This window comes from Helicobacter sp. 10-6591 (assembly GCF_003288805.1).
Classification (GTDB): Bacteria; Campylobacterota; Campylobacteria; order Campylobacterales; family Helicobacteraceae; genus Helicobacter_F.
Genome location: NZ_NHYK01000013.1, coordinates 18,523 through 35,339 on the forward strand (window position 1 = coordinate 18,523; position 16,817 = coordinate 35,339).

Genomic DNA, 16,817 nt, shown 5'->3' on the forward strand with positions numbered 1-16,817 from the left:
TAATCCCCAGCTTGTAGCTTTAGATTCAAAGGATCAATATGAATGTTTTTGAAAAAATTGTTGCTGGAGAGATACCTTGCAAGAAGGTATTGGAAAATGATGAATTTTTAGCATTTTATGACATAGCTCCAAAAGCGAAAATACATGTGTTAACGATCCCTAAAAAATGTTACAAAGACTTCCAAAATGCTCCAGCAGAAGTGTTGCTAGGCCTAAGCGAGTTCACCAAAGAGGTAGCAAAAAAACTAGGAGTTGATAAAAGCGGCTATAGGATAATTACTAATATTGGAGACGATAGTGGGCAAGAAGTTCCGCATCTGCACTTTCATATTTTGGGTGGAGAGAAACTCAAAGGATTCTAGCAACTCAATATTTAAGACTTTAAGGAGTGACAATGAATAAAATGGCTAGCATTGAAATAATGCGAGGTGTCAAGAGTGTGCGTGATATCGAACTGACAAACAAACGCATACTTATTAGGGTAGATTTTAATGTGCCACTCGATGAAGATTTCAATATCTCTGATGATACGAGAATCCGCGAAGCACTACCAACGATTAATTATTGTATTGATAATGGCGCAAGAAGTATCGTATTGATAAGCCATTTAGGACGACCAAAAGGGCGTATGAATGAATTTTCCCTCAAGCATATTCTCAAGCGTGTTGAGCGTCTGCTTGGTAAGGATGTGGTGTTTGCTGATAGTATAGAATCTGCAAAGACACTACAAGAAAGCCTTAGTACAAACAATATGGTCATTTTATGTGAGAATATCCGTTACTACGAAGGCGAGGAAGCTAACGACAAAGAATTAAGCGCGAAGTTAGGAGCACTTTGTGATGTATATGTCAACGATGCCTTTGGCACAAGCCATCGCGCACATGCTAGTACCTATGGTATAGCAGCATTTGTTAAGGAAAAAGTCGCAGGGATCTTGCTAAAAAAAGAGATAGATTCATTTACAAAAGCTCTAGCAAATCCACCTAAGCCTGTGTTGCTTATCGTAGGTGGAAGCAAGGTTAGCTCAAAATTAGGTTTGCTCTATAACATCTTAGATTCAATTGACAAAATTATCATAGGTGGAGCTATGAGTAATACTTTTTTGAAAGCTATCGGATTTGATATGCAAAAATCGCTCGTGGAAGATAATCTTGTTCTAGAAGCCCGCAAGATCCTTGATACAGCCAAACACAAAGGGGTAAAAGTTTATTTGCCTGTAGATGTAGTAAGCACTGATGATATTAAAAAACACGAGCATATTAAAATTACACCAGCCCAGGATATACCAGTTAATTATATGGCAGTGGATATGGGTCCTGCAACCACAAGGCTTTTTAGCGAAGTAGTAAGAGATTCTCAAACTATTATTTGGAATGGGCCGCTTGGAATCTATGAAATCGGAGAATTCTCACGAGGGACATTTAGTCTTGCACATGCAGTAAGTGATACCTATGCTTTTAGTCTTATTGGCGGTGGGGGTACAACAGATGCGATTGACAAAACTGGCGAGCGGGGTAATATGAGCTTTATCTCTACAGGTGGTGGTGCTAGCCTTGAACTCTTGGAGGGCAAGATTCTGCCAGCTTTTGAAGTATTAGACAAAAAACAATCTTAAAGATGGCAATGGAAGAAAAATACATTATCGCAGGGATTTTGATCGCATATGTTATATTTCTTATCTATCGTAACAAAGACTATTTCAAAAGAGATTGATTGGCTTTGTTTGCGAGCGATAAATTAGTTGAGACTAAGCAAAGGAGTTGGTATGCAAGATTTTCCTTTCAGTGACGAAGAATTAAAAACTCCCGTAGAATTGGTAATCCAAAAAGTGCGTCCTACTTTACATCTAGATGGCGGGGATATTAGTGTTTTAGGTATCAAAGATGCGCGTGTTTATGTAAGACTAGAAGGTGCTTGTAATGGCTGCGCAAGCAGTGCAAACACATTAAAATATGCTATAGAAAATCGCTTAAAAGAAGAGATTCATCCGGATATAATGCTTGTTAATATCCCTCATAATGAGCCAAATCCCTTCCAATTAAGATAGTTTTGTGAGCTAGATAATTTTGCTTGGATAAATCAATATGAAGCTTTCCTCTATCAACACGCGTTATGTCATCAACAAAACAAATAAGAAAGGTTTTGAGCAGTTTTCGCAAAAGCAATATGCGCTTGCTTTTCGCACATTTGCCCATGTATTGTCTTTGGATCCCACAAACAAAGAAGCAAAAATCGGATTACTTCTTAGTGATAGCGCGCTGGACTTCCCAGAGCATGCTTCGCATTTATTTGACTACTATCAGATTCTTTTGAATAAAACCACAAAATCAAAAGCTACTGCACAGATTCTTGAGATTTTAGAATCTATGGACAAAGCGACCTTTTTCCTTTCATCAGTATTCAAAAGTGCTGACACAAAAAAAGCAGAAGAGTTAGATGGAATTTTGTACCAAGATTTTTTGAAAGCAGTCAAATCCCGCTCTAGCTTCAAAACTGCCTTTGAAGATCTGATGTTTAGCACACGCATTATTTTTGTCAGTAAGCAAGAGTTTTATAGCTTCTTGCAACAACTTATTGAAAATGGTTTTCTAGACATCGGATTAGAATATATTGAGCATTTACGCGAAGTGTATTATGACTATGAACTCGATGAGATTATTACCAAAGCACTAAAAAATGATCATAAAAAAAAACATAAACTTTCCTAATATTTGCTTTGATGCAATCACAGACGACACAACACAAATAACCAAAAGTTGCCTTTTTGTCCAGACAAAGCTCAATGCAAGATATACTCGAAATCTCCCGCTTTGCCCACTTGATTCTTATACACACAACCCCCAAGCTATTGCATATATAGAATCAAAAAATCTTGCGCAGATTTTCTCCCTCCCCAAGTATATTGTTGGAATCACAGGGACAAATGGCAAAACAACTACTGCTGCGTGTATATCCTCGATTTTGCTTGATTGCGGCTTTCGTGTGGCTGTACTTGGCACGCGCGGGTTTTTTATCAATGAGCGTGAGATAAAGCCAAAGGGGCTTACAACCCCAAGTGTGCTAGAGCTTTATGAGGATTTTGAGCTAGCAAAAGATTGTGATTTTTTCATTATGGAAGTAAGCTCGCATGCAATAGTCCAAGAGAGGATTATAGGCGTGCCATTTTTTCTCAAACTCCTAAGTAATATTACAAGCGATCATCTTGATTTCCATGAAACCCTAAATGAGTATATCCGTGTCAAAAACAGCTTTTTTCGAGATACTGAACTAAAAGTCATCAATGCCGATGAGGCAAATGCGAGTTTTGAATCTACAAATGCTTATACCTATGCAATCACTAAAGAAGCAAATTTAAACGTTACTACATTTAGCCTGCAAGATGGAATCTCTGCACATTTAGAATCTAAGATAGGGCAGATAAGCGAGAATGCGCTGCTTACAAGCCCGCTTCTTGGCAAGCACAATCTCTACAATCTCTTATGCGCACTTTGTGCTTGCAAGATTCTGAGCCAAAATATTCAGACAAACACAGGAGGGTTTAAAGATCTGAGTTTGCAAGACTTCTGTAATAAGGTAGAAAAATTTAGAGGTGTAAGCGGGCGTATGGAGGTGGTGAGCGAGAATCCATTGGTGATTGTAGATTTTGCTCACACTCCTGATGGCATGGAGCAAATCTTTGCGAGTTTTCAAGGCAAGAAAATCGTGGTGCTTTTTGGGGCTGGTGGCAACAGAGACAAGAGCAAGCGTCCAAAAATGGGTGCTATAGCGCAAGCTTATGCAAACAGAATCTATCTTACAAGTGATAATGCGCGAGATGAAGATCCCCTCGCTATCATAGAGCAGATAGCACAAGGTATAGATACACAACAAGCTCTTATCATAGAACCTGATCGTGCCAAAGCCATAAAGTTGGCTTTAAGAGATTTACAACAAGATGAAATACTGCTCGTGCTTGGCAAGGGTGATGAGACTTCCCAAATCATTGGAGATGCAATCTGTAATTTTGATGATAGAGAGGTTATAAAAAATTTGCTGGCCACACTCTAAGAGTTTTTACAAAAAGTGGATTTGTTTTTTATCGTTTCTAAATACAGAGCGTGGTTGGCTTCCAAAGTACCTTTGGGTGATTCATCGTGGTAGAGATGGTAGGCTATCGCGCTAAATTTTAGTCGCCTAAACTCTCCTCCGGCAAACAAAAATCTTGCGACGAATTCAGAATCTTCTCTCCCCCAGCTTTGAAACTTCTGACTAAATCCACCGATACGCATAAAGTCCTGCTTAAAAAATCCCATACTACACCCACGCACACCTTTAATCAATGTTTGTTTGTCAAATACACTTGAATCTAGTGTGCTTGTAGAAAAGATCAATTTCGAGAGAAGGTGGCATTTATATGATTTCAAAGACTTCTTTTGAAACGCAAGACGGTAGTCTTGAGATTTTAAGATATTCTCTGTGTTTTTGGAGTCTAAAATCACTCTTGAGCCTTGAGTGAATACACCTTTTCTGGCTGCTTTGATGTAATCATCCACAAAGTGAGAATCCAAAATCATATCTCCATCTATGACAATAATATACTCTCCTTGCGCTTGATTTATGGCTTTGTTGCGGATTGCGCTGAGTTGGAATCCTCTATCCTCTTGCCATACATGCTGCAATTTACAAGGAAAGTCATGTTGGTATTTTGCAATCAGCTCTCTTGTATCTTTAGTGCTTCCATCGTCTGCGATAACGACCTCAGTGGGTAATACAGCTAAGTTTTTAAGAGAATCTAGCACTAATGCCAAACGTTCTTTTTGGTTGTAGGTAGTCACCACAAGAGAGCAAGACAGAGGTTTTTTTTGTAATTCATAAAGTTTCATGTATTTAAAAAATACACCTAAAGAATTGCACACACTGATAATAAAACCCTTATAGCCATATGCAATGCCTTTTTTAAAAAAATAATTCCTTATAAAACTCCACAACCCTCTTGTATATGCTTTGAGTGGAGTGGCTTTGGTATTATAGATATGCTCATTTGCCCAAAGCGTAGAATATTTTTGCAATTTATCCAGCAGATGCTCTATATCGCGATATGCATAATGCTTTATCGTGCTTGTGAGATAAAGCTTTTGGCAGTCAGTTGGGATTATGATGCTTTCATGCACGAGATTTTGATTAAAGCGTGTATAGGTTTTGTTAAAAATTCTTAGCACAAAATCTGGACTCCACCCACATGCTTTAATCCATTCTTTGTTATAGAGATTCTTACGCGCTAGGGCATAGATATGGTTTCTTGCAAATTCGAGACTTTCTAGTTCCTGATACACACAAGACTCTACCACCTCATCAGAATCCAGAACAAAAACCCAATCATTTCTTGCATAACTTACGGCTAGATGTTTTAATGCACCAAAGCCAAGAAACTTGCTAGATTCTATCCTCAAAGCCCCAAAGCTCTTTTGAAACTCACGTGCAATCTCTAGAGTGGAATCTGTGCTGCCATTATCAAGCAAAATAATTTCATCAAATCCACGGACGGATTCTAAGCATTCTTGCAAAGTTTCTTGTGCATTTTTTACTAGAATACACACGCTAATTTTTTGCATACACACCTCACTTATGGCGCGCATTATAACAGATTGCGATCGTGGGTTTTCTCACCGTTAGAGCGCATCATCTCAAATAAAGGAATCACAAACATGAACAAAAACATCCTTAATCTTTTGAATGGTTTTATATTCACTTCTGTACTTGCTCTTGTAAGTATGTATATTGCCTCCTTGCAAGTTTTTTATAGCCTCTCTATTTCACCATTATTAATTGGTGTGCTTGCTGGAATATTGTTTTCAAGTGTGTATAGGGCTAAAGAGCAGTTCTGTAATAAAGGTGTAAGTTTTAGTGCAAAAAAATTATTGCGACTAGGGATTGTGCTTTATGGGTTTCGTATTACCCTTGAGGGACTTGCAAGTGTTGGGGTAAGTGGCGTTGCTATAAGTCTTAGCGTGGTTGTTGGGATTTTGTGTATTGGTACATTTCTTGGCATAAGAATTTTTAGGCTTGATAAAGAGATGGCCTTGCTTATTAGTGTAGGAAGTGCTATATGCGGCGCAGCAGCCATCCTAGCTTTAGAATCTGCTCTAAAATCCCCACCCTATAAGAGTCTTATCGCTATTGGCTGTGTGGTGGTATTTGGGCTTTTGGGTATGTTTTTTTATCCGCTACTGTATTCATTTTCTGCATTGGGATTGGATTCTATGCAATGGGGGATTTTTCTAGGTGTCAGCTTGCATGAAGTGGCCAATGTCGTAGCTGCAGGAAGTGCTATATCAAATGAATGCCAAGATTTTGCAGTAATTGTCAAAATGCTACGCGTGCTTTTACTTATACCGGTGCTATTTATTGTGCCTCTGTTTTTTACGGATTCTCGAGGCGCAAAAACGCTGCAAATCCCATATTTTGCCTTTGGATTCTTAGCTGTGATTGTGCTTCATTCCACTTGCAATCTCCCTCAAGTATTCGTGGAATCTGCCAATATGCTTTGTACATTTTGTCTTGTGATGGCAATGAGCGCATTGGGATTACAGATTGATTTTAAAAAATTTGCTGCATACGGATTAAAGGCATTTAGCTTTGGTTTTGTGTTATGTCTTATTTTGGGAGTTGGTAGTTATGCTCTTGTGCGTCTTTTTACCTACTAGGGTTGCTTTTAAATTCCACCAAAATAGTCCGAGAGCCATTTGGCGGAGGCGGGAAACTCGCCAGCTCAAGATTCTTTAGTGTTGACTCTAAAGCAGCGTCAAACTGGCTTTCTTGTGCATAACGTTTGATAATAAAGTGCATTTGGCCTCTCTGATTGATTGTGATAGCAGCCACGCCCAAGAGATCACTTGGTAGAAAATACAAGCTGTTATCCCACTCTTTTTGTAAAATCAAACTCACCTGTGCATACCATGCATCAAATTCACCATCTTGCTTATTTGAAGAGATATTACTGATACTTAGGGTCTTTATATTCTGCAGGGCATTTGTCAATGCACGGGATTTATCGGCGAGCTCGTTGAGTGCTTTGGTGTTTTGGGCGCGAGTGGCTCTATCATCATCAATTGTCTGTGCTTGATTGGTAGTTTGAATATCTGTCCTAGCAAACATCTCTTGCAATCCACCACCTTCGAGTGGATTATTTTTTGGCATATCTTTTTGGATGCTTTTAGATTCCAGCTCCAAGTAGGCTTTTATATCAATAGATTGGATAGCAATACTTGAGTTAGCAACAGTAGTGTATTTCTTGGGTTTAGTAAAAAATGCCAGAAATAATCCAATCACGAGCAATGCCTGCAAGCAAAACGCAATAACACCGCTTGAGATAAGTAATGAGGTATTTTTTTTCTCTCTCATATTCTAAGCACTTGTTACAAGTGATACGCGTAAAAACCCAGCTTCTTTGATGGATTTTAAGATATAAATTACATCGTCATAGCGCAGATTCTTATCCGCACGGATAAAGACTTGCATATTTTTGTCAAATGGCGCTGAGAATAATGTGAAATTATCAGTAAATCCCTCAAATTCATACACATTATCGCGTATATAGATTTTTCTATCAATGCTCACACGTACTTCTAGCATAGAATCTTGACTAAGCTTCTGGCTTTTTGAACCACGAGGCAATGTGATATTTTCTTGATAAGCAATTGATGGCACACTTACCATCAAAATAGCTAAAAGCACAAGCATTACATCAACAAGTGGAGTGATATTAAGCTCTGGTTTTTCGTCTAATTGTAATTCTTCATCAGTCATAACGTGCACCATTTAAGATAAGATTTATTTGCATTTGGATGCATACTCCGAGATTATAAACCTTGCGTTTTAAAAGCAGATAGAAAGAATATGCAGGTATTGCTGAGAGAATCCCACAAGCTGTAGCTATCAAAGCTTGAGAGATAATAGGAGCTATCACATCAAAAGAGATATTCCCTCCACCAAGGCGAGAGAATGCTTCTAGTATCTCAACAACTGTGCCAAAGAGTCCTATAAAAGGTGCAGTCGATGAGATGATACTTAAGACCACGAGTCCTTTTGTTGCTTGCTGGAATGCTCTAGTTTTCCATACACCTAAAAGCTCACTATCAAGTTGTGAAATATTCTTGTTGTTTAAGATCGTTCGAAGAATAGTGTTGTTTGGCACTTGCACAGAATTTGTCAAGAGCATATCAAGATTATGGTTTTCAGAATCCAACCACACACGAAGTGAAAAAGATTTATAAATATAAATCCAGAATGTACTAAACAAATATACACTAAGCCAGATAATCACAATAAGCGTGATAGGAGTACTTTGCGTAAGAAACGCCCAAAAAATTTCCATAACTACCCTTTCAATAAAACTTCCGGTGTTTCCTAGCATTTTTAGTGCCATTTTTCTAGAAACTAAGACGTTGCAAAATCTTATGAGCGTTTTAGTCTCTTTGTGCCTGGGAGTCTATTTAAGAAAAAGTAACGCTTAAGGATGCTTTGAGTTGTCTTTAATCAGAAAGTAAAGATACTGTAAGACAAGGTGAGAAAAGAGAGTTAAATGTGAGCGGGTCAGGTCGCAATTAAGCGACTGAAAACCTCTGTGATTCAAAGTTTAGAATACGAACTTAAGTTCAGCTCTTGCTATGCTAAGCTTCATATCACCAACAGTTTGTCCATACCATCCTGTAAATGTGAAACGTTCATTGAGTTTATATGTAAGCGAAGGTGTAAATTCCACAAACTGCGTATTGTTATTATTTTGTGTTTTCTTTGTGAAATTGTTGTCATCACCAGATAAGTTGTTGTTACCACTTACATAGGCGACATCAAATCCAACATTGATTTTCTTAGTAGGGCTGACTACGAACTTTGCATAACCTACCATAATGTTTGTGTTTTTGACACCACCAGTTCCAAACATACTTGCACCGTTTCCTCCATAAATCAACATGTTATGCCATACCACACCGCCAAGATTGAACTGTCCTTGGTTGTCAATAAGCGCACCGTAACTTTGGCCAAAGCTTCCCGTAAAGCCTGTTTTGAAGTTAAAGCTCGAAGCTTTGTAGCTTGCTTGGACATTGTAAAGTCCAGCATCACCTGCTAGCAATTTCTCTGGATTGATTCGATCTGATTTATCTACTGCCTTACTACGAGGTTCATACATATTTCTCAAAGCATTTCCACGCATATTAGGAACACTATCATAATTGCTAGCAAATGGAGAACCATTAAGTGTGCCAAAATATGTATAAGCCACCTGTGTGCCAAGTCTAAAATCACCTATGTTATAGCCCAATTCAAGATACGCACTTGCATCTACTATTCTCTTTATACCCCAAACATAAAGTTTAAGATCGAATCCACCATCTTCAGGCGCAGTTTTTTCCAATCCGACATAGTAAAGATTGTTTTTAAAACTCATTTGGGCATCGGTAATAGTAGATAATTTACTTTTATCACCATTAGCCTTCTTATCTTTTGCAAGACCATACATAAATGACACATCCAAAGCTATCCATGAATCATACATAGCACCTACTAGTGTGGTACTACCAGCTTTTCTTTGCACGACTAGTCCGACACCTCTATCTGCGCCAGGATCAGTAAAAGGCGTCCTGATGTAAGTGATACCCATTTTGGTTGTATATTTACTGTCCTCTGTTTTTGCACTCAAAAATGCTTCTGATATACCAAAAACATTGAGGTTTGCAATAACACCCTCTCCACCTAAGTGTGATCCACCATTACCCAACAAGTCGTTATGTGCGCTATTGCTACCCTTAGCAAAAGGCATGCTGCTCCCTTGATTGTAGTAAAACCCTAAACCACCTTGGAAGCCACCGTAACTTTGTGTCAAAAGGTTGAGATAAGATACAAGCTTAAATCTCGATCCAGATGCAGTAGAAGCGGCATCTCCCAAACCTGTTTTTGATGTGTATCGCATAATAGTTAAATTTGAGATTTGCACATCTTCAATTGCTTCCTGCAGACTTGCCGCGCTCACAGAGCTAAGTGCGCCGCTTAATGTACTAAGAGCAGTAATTGCCACCAACGAAAATTTAAATGTCTTGGCCATGTGTAAGAACCTCCTTCTGTGATATAAACGTAAGTATGATTATTTCGCATAATGCGCTACCCATTATAATCAAAATTATCAGATTGTCTATATATTTACATAAAATTTATATAGCGTTGCTTTTTGTTTCATTTTGTAGTGATAGTCCTGGAGTTTGTCAAATCCATCCATCTCCAAAGAATCTCGAGTATGCATGTGTTAGAATCTCGCATATTTGAAACCATTAAATCTCAAAATCCCACAAGGAAAATCCATGATAAGAATCGCTGTGAATGGGCTAGGAAGGCTTGGTCGCAGTATTGTATATGCAGGCTTGCAAAGAGATGATATAGAGATAGTATGTGCACACGATATAGCTCACGGCGAGATGCTTGCCTATCTTTTTGAAAACGATACTATGCATAGTCGTGATTTTGCTTATGTTTGCTATAAGAGCGATTTTCCAAGTGGTGTTTTAGAATTTGGCCTTAAAAACAACCAAAGTAAATCTTTTAGACTTTTGCACAATATACAGCGAGAAAATCTGAATTTTGGCGTGCTTGATGTAGTTATAGAATCTAGCGGGAAGTTTTTGGATTCTCAAAGCGTGGAATTACATCTTATAAATGGTGCAAAGAAAGTCATAATTTCTGCTCCAGCTACTGATGACACACCTACATTTATATTAGGGGTAAATGAGCAACTCTATAACAATGAACAAATTATTTCAAATGCTTCTTGCACAAGCAATGCCCTCGCGCCTATCTGTAAGCTGCTAGATTCTGCATTTGGGATAGAATCTGGCATACTCAGCACAATTCACAGCTATACGAATGATCAAAATTTGCTCGATAACGCCCACAAGAGCGACAAAAGACGCGCGCGCACTGCAGCACTTAATATCATTCCAACAACCACAGGCGCAGCAAAAGCACTCTATAAAGTCTTGCCAAATCTTAAAGACAGATTCCACGGGCATAGTGTGCGTGTGCCAGTGGCTGATGTTTCTATGATTGATTTAAACCTCAAGTTCACAAAATATACAGACGCAAAAGAAGTTAATGCACTTTTGCGCGAAGCAAGCAAGATGCAGCTCAAAGGAATTTTGGGTATGGATTCTTCTTTTAGGGTTAGCAGCGATTTTATAGGCAATACTTTAAGTGCGATAGTCGCTGAGGATCTTACATTTACTCTGCCTTCTGGTAGTGGAAGTATGCTCAAACTCATGGCATGGTATGACAATGAAACAGGTTATGCAAATAGAATCCTAGACATGTCAAAATTTATCACACAAACACGCTAAGCGCATAAAGTGAAAAATAAGATTTTAGAATATGCCTCTTTGGAGAATGCATATTTTGGATTGACAAAAAATGAGCTAAAAAGCGCACAAGAAAATGATCTTAAAAGTCTTTTTGATGTTTTGCTTTGCGCACCTAAGGGCTATGAATACAAAGAATTTTTAAAAAGCTTGGATTCTATAAATTCTGAAGTTTGCGTGCGTGTGCAGATCATTGAATGCAAAAAAAACTATGCAAAATCCTATATGAAAATAACTGCATATATGCTTGATTTTTCATGCAATATAGAGCTAATTGTTTTCCATCCAAAGCCTTTTATGATGCATATTTTTGCGCCTCATAAACAATGTGTAATCTATGGTAAACTCACACACGATAGGAATGCAGGGTTGTGTATGATTCAACCCAAGATATTAACTGAAAATGCAGTGCAAAACATCAATACAATAGACTTAAAATTTAAAACCACACCGTCAAAGACAAAAACCATCAAAGCCCTTATACCAAAGCTTATAACCTTAGAGAATCTTCTTTATTGCAAGATTCCCCAGCACTATGCCAAGGAGCTTGTAAGTATTTTTGTGCCGGATACAAAATTTGTAGGCGAATTCAAAGCAAATGGTGGATTTACAAAAAAACATACAGATTCTCTGAAATTCATTGAGATTTTTAGACATATTATGTTGCTACAGGGGAAGCGATTAGAATGCAAGGCAAACTTTGTCTGCAACGGCGATTATAAAGCATTTATAGATTCTCTCCCATTCAAGCTCACACAAGGTCAGAATCAGGCGATACAAACAATTGCTAATGATTTATCTCAAGACCTTGCATCACGTAGGCTCATCATGGGTGATGTGGGCTGTGGCAAGACTATTGTAATACTTAGCGCCGTAATGATGGCATATCCTAAGAAAAGCGTGCTGATGGCCCCTACAAGTGTGCTTGCAAAGCAGCTCTATGAGGAAGCCAAAAAGTTTTTGCCAGATTTTATAAAAATTGCATTTGTTACAGGGCAGACAAAGGATTTTAAAGGACAAGAATCTACAACCCTTTTTGGCAACCAAAAGATTCCAGCAGACTTTATCATCGGTACGCAAGCGCTACTTTATCGCGATCTTGATTTGAGTGATTGCGCATTGATAATGAGCGATGAGCAACACCGCTTTGGAGCCAACCAACGTTATAAATTAGAAAAAATGTTTAGCACAAATACCTTTCTGACATCCTCTAAACCACATTCTTTACAGTTCTCAGCAACGCCTATTCCTCGAACAATGGCGATGATAAACTCGCAATACATCAATGTGAGTACAATCACGGATTTGCCTTTCAAAAAAGACATCACCACTTCTATTATCCACAGAAATGATTTCAAGACTCTTTTGTCTCATCTCAAAAGCGAGACTGATTCTAAGCGTCAAGCAATCATTGTCTACCCACTTATAGAAGAAAGCGAGCATATTGATTATCTCTCAATTGCAGAAGGCAAAGAATTTTGGTGTAAGCATTTTGACAATGTCTATGTAACTTCTGGAAAAGACAAGCAAAAAGAATCCATTTTAGAGGAGTTTAAGCAAAAGGGAAAGATCTTGCTTGCGACGACTGTTGTAGAAGTAGGAATCTCCTTGCCTCATCTCAGCACGATTGTAATCGTAGCACCAGAGCGTCTAGGACTAGCTACACTTCATCAATTGCGCGGTAGAGTGAGCCGTAACGGCTTAAAGGGTTATTGCTTTTTATATACGAATGCACAAAATACACAAAGACTAGAGAAATTTGCGCATACAACCAATGGTTTTGAGATAGCAGAGCTTGATTTACATTATCGCAATAGCGGGGATTTACTCAGCGGTTCGCGACAAAGCGGCAATGAGTTTGAGTTCTTTGACTACAAAGACAAAGAGATTTTAGAATCTGCTACACAAATCGCAAATGAGCATATTTGATTGTCATCCAAGCTCTTGTCGCAAGAAGCTAAAGGGGGGCAATTTACTTGGTAGCAAAAAGAAGTTTGTATTACCACTATGGATAGAATCTAGCTCCTTACCATTTTCTAGCACTATCTTAAAAAGCCGTAGATAATAGTTCTCTCCGTCTTTAAAAATCTCGCCAATATCATTCTTACTGCACTCTATAGATAAATACAGCGGAAAGACAATCTGCATAACTTTATGCGGCGTTATACTAAATTTGCACAGTGCTTTTGTACCACATTCTGCTATCTGTGCATTCACCTGAAAGCTTCCTTGGCTTATCGCACTCTGCTGATTCTGTGTATCAAGCCGTTCAAATGGACGGTGGATTATATAGCCATCAGTAAACCCGCGGTTTTTCAATGTATGGAGTTCATCTTGGTAGTATGCATTGCGAAGCTGTCTACCTGCATAGTAATCATCCAATGCACATTTATAAGTGCGTGCAGTGATAGCAGCATAATATGCAGATTTTGTGCGACCTTCAATCTTTAACGCGTCAATGGCACCAGAATCTAGAATCTCTTTGATATGGCTTGCGAGATTGAGGTCTTTTGCATTAAAAATATGCGTACCTACCCCTTCTTCCTCTTCAAGACGCATCATCACGCCAGAATCAGGATTGCGCACATAGTATTCATAGTCAAATCGGCAGTCATTAGCACAGCTCCCACGATTTGGCACACGCCCATTTTGCAGTGCAGAGATAAGGCAGCGCCCTGAAAATGCAAAGCACATACTTCCATGCACAAAAATCTCTAGCTCTAATTTTGGGAGCGCTTCTCTTATCTGCACGGCATCTTTGAGACTAAGTTCACGCGCACACACAATGCGTTTCACGCCCATCTCATAGAAAACTTGCGCATCAAGGACATTGAGCACATTTGCTTGGGTAGAGAGATGTATGGGAATGTGTGGTGCGATCTTTTGCGCGAGCTTAATAACGCCAGGTGTAGCGATGATAAAGCCATCTGGGTTTAGCTCTGCCATTTTGGCGATATGGGATTCTAAAAGTTTGAGTTGTGCATTAAAGGGAAAACCATTGATGGTTACATAGATTTTCTTGCCTCTTGCATGCGTGTATGCTACAGAATCTGCAAAAGTCTGCATATCAAATTCTTTGCCTGAGCGCGAACGTAAAGAAAAATGGCTCACCCCGCCATACACGACATCAGCACCATATGCAAGCGCAATTTTGAGTTTTTCAAAATTCCCTGCCGGAGAGAGCAATTCACATCTTTTGGAGCCATCTCTCGTACAAGTCTGCAGATTTGTAGAATCTCTAGAATCTAGCACACAAACTACTTCTTGCCAAAAGATGCAATCAATGCCTCTATATCATCATCGTTTGCTACATCTGGATTATCATCACCCGCGATATAGGTGGCAGAACCTACGCGCTTACTGTCATCTACCTTACCTTCAAAAAGTGAGTTCATATATTGTGCAAGCGCACGCATTACATTGATAACGCGTTCAATTTTTTGTCTATGAATATCTTGGTATTGCATGAGATCCATTGCCTGCATACACGCATCAGAAGCATCATCACAAGATAGGGTGATTTCTTTGCAAAGTTTTTGGGCATTTTGTATTTCAGTAAGGGTGTTTGAAAAAGTCTCGATATTTGGGAAAGAATCGCAGAGCTTTTGGAAAAGCTCCTCTTGGGATTGGAGGAATTTTTTGAGTTGTTTGTTTTTCTTGCTCACTTCATCAGCGGAGCTGCTCATAATTTCTAATTGGTCAAAAATCTGGGTGCCTTTGACTTCTGAATCTTTTGTAACATCATCAAGCTGATGCACCACTTTATGTTCATCAGTGGGTGGTGGAGGTGGCCATTTCTTGTCTGCATCCAATCGGTAGCCTTCTGCTCCCTGGATTTCAGTATCACTTTTTGATTCTTGAGAATGAGCCTGTGCTTCGTTCTCTAGGTTGTCTAAATCTGCATCACTAAGATCACTATTCATCAACGCATCAAGTTCTTCTTGTGTCATTACCTGCCTTCAAAATGATTTACGCGCGGCATTATAATTGTTTTTTGCTTTATGCTTTTTGAAAATAAGAACTGGGGCTGATCTTTGAACTTGATTTACTCTTACCTACTTGAGGAGATTTGCTTTTTCTTTGTCTTGATGATGTGTGATTTTGGTACATATGCTTTGATTGCTAAGTAAATAGCTTTTAATAAAAATTTGGCCAATAAAGTGCTTACAAAATTTAGATTTGATCTCAAACCTTAGAAGATATAATCACGCATTTTTACAAAGGAGAGAATTTATATGGAAGATAAGATTGTGATCCCTGTTGTATTTTGTTTTGACAATAATTATGTAATTCCTGCGAGTGTAGCGTTTTATTCATTATTAGAAAATGCTAGTAAATATGTAATGGGGGGGGGGGGTAAAACAGATTTATCACAAAATTCTCTCACTTTACCTAGTCAAACTCCACAAACTAAAACTCCAAACCGCAAAAAATCCAAAATCCTCTATAAACTCTATGTGATGCACAATGACATCACATCAGAAAATCAAAATCTACTCAAATCTACTATCGGGCAGTTTTCTTATGCGACATTAGATTTTATAAATGCCAAAAATGCCTTAAAAGAAGTGTGGGCTAGCAATCGATCCAAAAACCATTTTGCTTTGGAAGTGTTTTACAAGCTGCTTTTAGAATCGTATTTTTCTCAATACGACAAGGTGATTGTAAGCGATGTGGATGTTGTATTTTTGGGTGATGTTTCAAGAAGTTTTTTGGATTTTGACGCGAATTCCCACTATTATATAGCTGGAGTGAGGGCGAATAATCCAAATGAGATATATCCTCTCAAAGGTTGGAAAGAGGGATACAAGGCATTTAGCAAGAAGGAATTTGAAGCAATACAATATGGTGTGGGAGGCGGGTATCTTATAGCCAATATAAAGCTATGGAAAAAAGACAATATCCAAAAAAAGCTTGTAGATTATGCGTATAAAAATGCCCACAGACTAATCTTAGCTGAACAAGATACATTGAATCTCATCCTATATCCACACATTGCCACGCTTACTCCAGCACATATCGTAGGCCATAAAATGTGGGAGCTGTATGGAGAAAATTGGGAAGGGTATATCCCAAATATTTATACCCAAGAGCAAATAGATGATGCTAGAAATAATCCTATCCAGCTACATTTCATAGGGCATTTAAAACCATGGAATACTCCAAATGTAGCTAAAAGTGAGGTATGGATAAATTATCTAGTCAAAACACCATATTTAAAAAAATGGCTAGGAACTCTTACAGATGTCATAGTCTCGGAATATCTCAAAACGACATGGCGATATAAAATAATGAAATACATAAAAGAGAATCCCGCTTTTGTGTTGGACTTCCGGTTTTACTGCAAATTGACAAGAAAGATATATAAAGGACTATGGAGTAGGATACACCCCAAATAGCGTCATTATAGATTATCTCAAATGCGAAGATAATTTT

General features: G+C 38.4%; 16 protein-coding genes. 9 read left to right on the top strand and 7 right to left on the bottom strand.

Annotated features, from left to right (window positions below; all coding sequences use genetic code 11):
- Positions 1-38 precede the first annotated feature (38 nt).
- The 5 genes from CCY97_RS05370 to CCY97_RS05390 all read left to right on the top strand — a co-directional run bounded on the left by CCY97_RS05370 (position 39) and on the right by CCY97_RS05390 (position 4,047).
- Positions 39-362 carry a histidine triad nucleotide-binding protein gene (locus CCY97_RS05370; RefSeq protein WP_112064461.1) on the top strand — a complete coding sequence of 108 codons (324 nt, stop codon included), beginning with the start codon at positions 39-41 and terminating at the stop codon, positions 360-362.
- 32 nt (positions 363-394) lie between these two features.
- The gene (locus tag CCY97_RS05375) at positions 395-1,615 is read left to right on the top strand and encodes a phosphoglycerate kinase (RefSeq protein WP_112064462.1); all 1,221 of its coding nucleotides are present in this window, start codon (positions 395-397) and stop codon (positions 1,613-1,615) included.
- Positions 1,616-1,765: 150 nt separating this feature from the next.
- Entirely contained in the window at positions 1,766-2,047 is a 282-nt protein-coding gene (locus tag CCY97_RS05380; protein WP_112064463.1) for a NifU family protein, read from the top strand.
- Between the two features lie 37 nt (positions 2,048-2,084).
- Positions 2,085-2,708: a hypothetical protein gene (locus tag CCY97_RS05385; protein WP_112064464.1), complete on the top strand. Its 624-nt coding sequence runs from the start codon at positions 2,085-2,087 to the stop codon at positions 2,706-2,708.
- Positions 2,677-4,047, top strand: a complete 1,371-nt coding sequence (locus CCY97_RS05390) for a UDP-N-acetylmuramoyl-L-alanyl-D-glutamate--2,6-diaminopimelate ligase (RefSeq protein WP_112064465.1) — start codon at positions 2,677-2,679, stop codon at positions 4,045-4,047. The genes CCY97_RS05385 and CCY97_RS05390 overlap by 32 nt, the downstream gene beginning before the upstream one ends.
- On the opposite strand, the gene CCY97_RS05395 is transcribed toward CCY97_RS05390, so the two are convergent.
- Positions 4,044-5,597: a glycosyltransferase gene (locus CCY97_RS05395; RefSeq protein WP_112064488.1), complete on the bottom strand. Its 1,554-nt coding sequence runs from the start codon at positions 5,595-5,597 to the stop codon at positions 4,044-4,046. The two genes, CCY97_RS05390 and CCY97_RS05395, sit on opposite strands and share 4 nt — an antisense overlap.
- Before the next feature lie 87 nt (positions 5,598-5,684).
- On the opposite strand from CCY97_RS05395, the gene CCY97_RS05400 reads away from it, so the two are divergent.
- Positions 5,685-6,683: a YeiH family protein gene (locus CCY97_RS05400; RefSeq protein WP_112064466.1), complete on the top strand. Its 999-nt coding sequence runs from the start codon at positions 5,685-5,687 to the stop codon at positions 6,681-6,683.
- On the opposite strand, the gene CCY97_RS05405 is transcribed toward CCY97_RS05400, so the two are convergent.
- From CCY97_RS05405 to CCY97_RS05420, 4 genes are all read right to left on the bottom strand, one after another.
- Positions 6,673-7,380 carry a TonB C-terminal domain-containing protein gene (locus tag CCY97_RS05405; RefSeq protein WP_112064467.1) on the bottom strand — a complete coding sequence of 236 codons (708 nt, stop codon included), beginning with the start codon at positions 7,378-7,380 and terminating at the stop codon, positions 6,673-6,675. The two genes, CCY97_RS05400 and CCY97_RS05405, sit on opposite strands and share 11 nt — an antisense overlap.
- Before the next feature lie 3 nt (positions 7,381-7,383).
- Positions 7,384-7,785 (bottom strand): biopolymer transporter ExbD, encoded by a 402-nt coding sequence (locus CCY97_RS05410; protein ID WP_112064468.1) that lies wholly within the window; start codon positions 7,783-7,785, stop codon positions 7,384-7,386.
- On the bottom strand, positions 7,778-8,353 hold the full coding sequence (locus tag CCY97_RS05415) for a MotA/TolQ/ExbB proton channel family protein (protein ID WP_112064469.1): 576 nt from the start codon (positions 8,351-8,353) through the stop codon (positions 7,778-7,780). Before CCY97_RS05415 ends, CCY97_RS05410 begins: the two co-directional genes overlap by 8 nt.
- A gap of 261 nt (positions 8,354-8,614) precedes the next feature.
- Positions 8,615-10,081 (bottom strand): major outer membrane protein, encoded by a 1,467-nt coding sequence (locus CCY97_RS05420; protein ID WP_112064470.1) that lies wholly within the window; start codon positions 10,079-10,081, stop codon positions 8,615-8,617.
- A gap of 256 nt (positions 10,082-10,337) precedes the next feature.
- Here CCY97_RS05420 and CCY97_RS05425 point away from each other — a divergent pair, with 256 nt between their 5' ends.
- Both CCY97_RS05425 and recG read left to right on the top strand, forming a co-directional pair.
- The gene (locus tag CCY97_RS05425) at positions 10,338-11,363 is read left to right on the top strand and encodes a glyceraldehyde 3-phosphate dehydrogenase NAD-binding domain-containing protein (RefSeq protein WP_220091891.1); all 1,026 of its coding nucleotides are present in this window, start codon (positions 10,338-10,340) and stop codon (positions 11,361-11,363) included.
- A 9-nt stretch (positions 11,364-11,372) separates the two neighbouring features.
- Positions 11,373-13,310, top strand: a complete 1,938-nt coding sequence (gene recG, locus CCY97_RS05430; protein ID WP_258457032.1) for an ATP-dependent DNA helicase RecG — start codon at positions 11,373-11,375, stop codon at positions 13,308-13,310.
- A gap of 3 nt (positions 13,311-13,313) precedes the next feature.
- Here recG and CCY97_RS05435 read toward each other — a convergent pair whose 3' ends face one another.
- On the bottom strand, positions 13,314-14,633 hold the full coding sequence (locus tag CCY97_RS05435) for a peptidase U32 family protein (protein WP_258457034.1): 1,320 nt from the start codon (positions 14,631-14,633) through the stop codon (positions 13,314-13,316).
- Between the two features lie 5 nt (positions 14,634-14,638).
- Complete coding sequence (locus CCY97_RS05440; protein ID WP_112064472.1) at positions 14,639-15,331, bottom strand: chemotaxis protein; 693 nt, start codon at positions 15,329-15,331, stop codon at positions 14,639-14,641.
- Between the two features lie 285 nt (positions 15,332-15,616).
- On the opposite strand from CCY97_RS05440, the gene CCY97_RS05445 reads away from it, so the two are divergent.
- Complete coding sequence (locus CCY97_RS05445) at positions 15,617-16,780, top strand: glycosyltransferase (RefSeq protein WP_112064473.1); 1,164 nt, start codon at positions 15,617-15,619, stop codon at positions 16,778-16,780.
- The last annotated feature ends 37 nt before the right edge of the window (positions 16,781-16,817 follow it).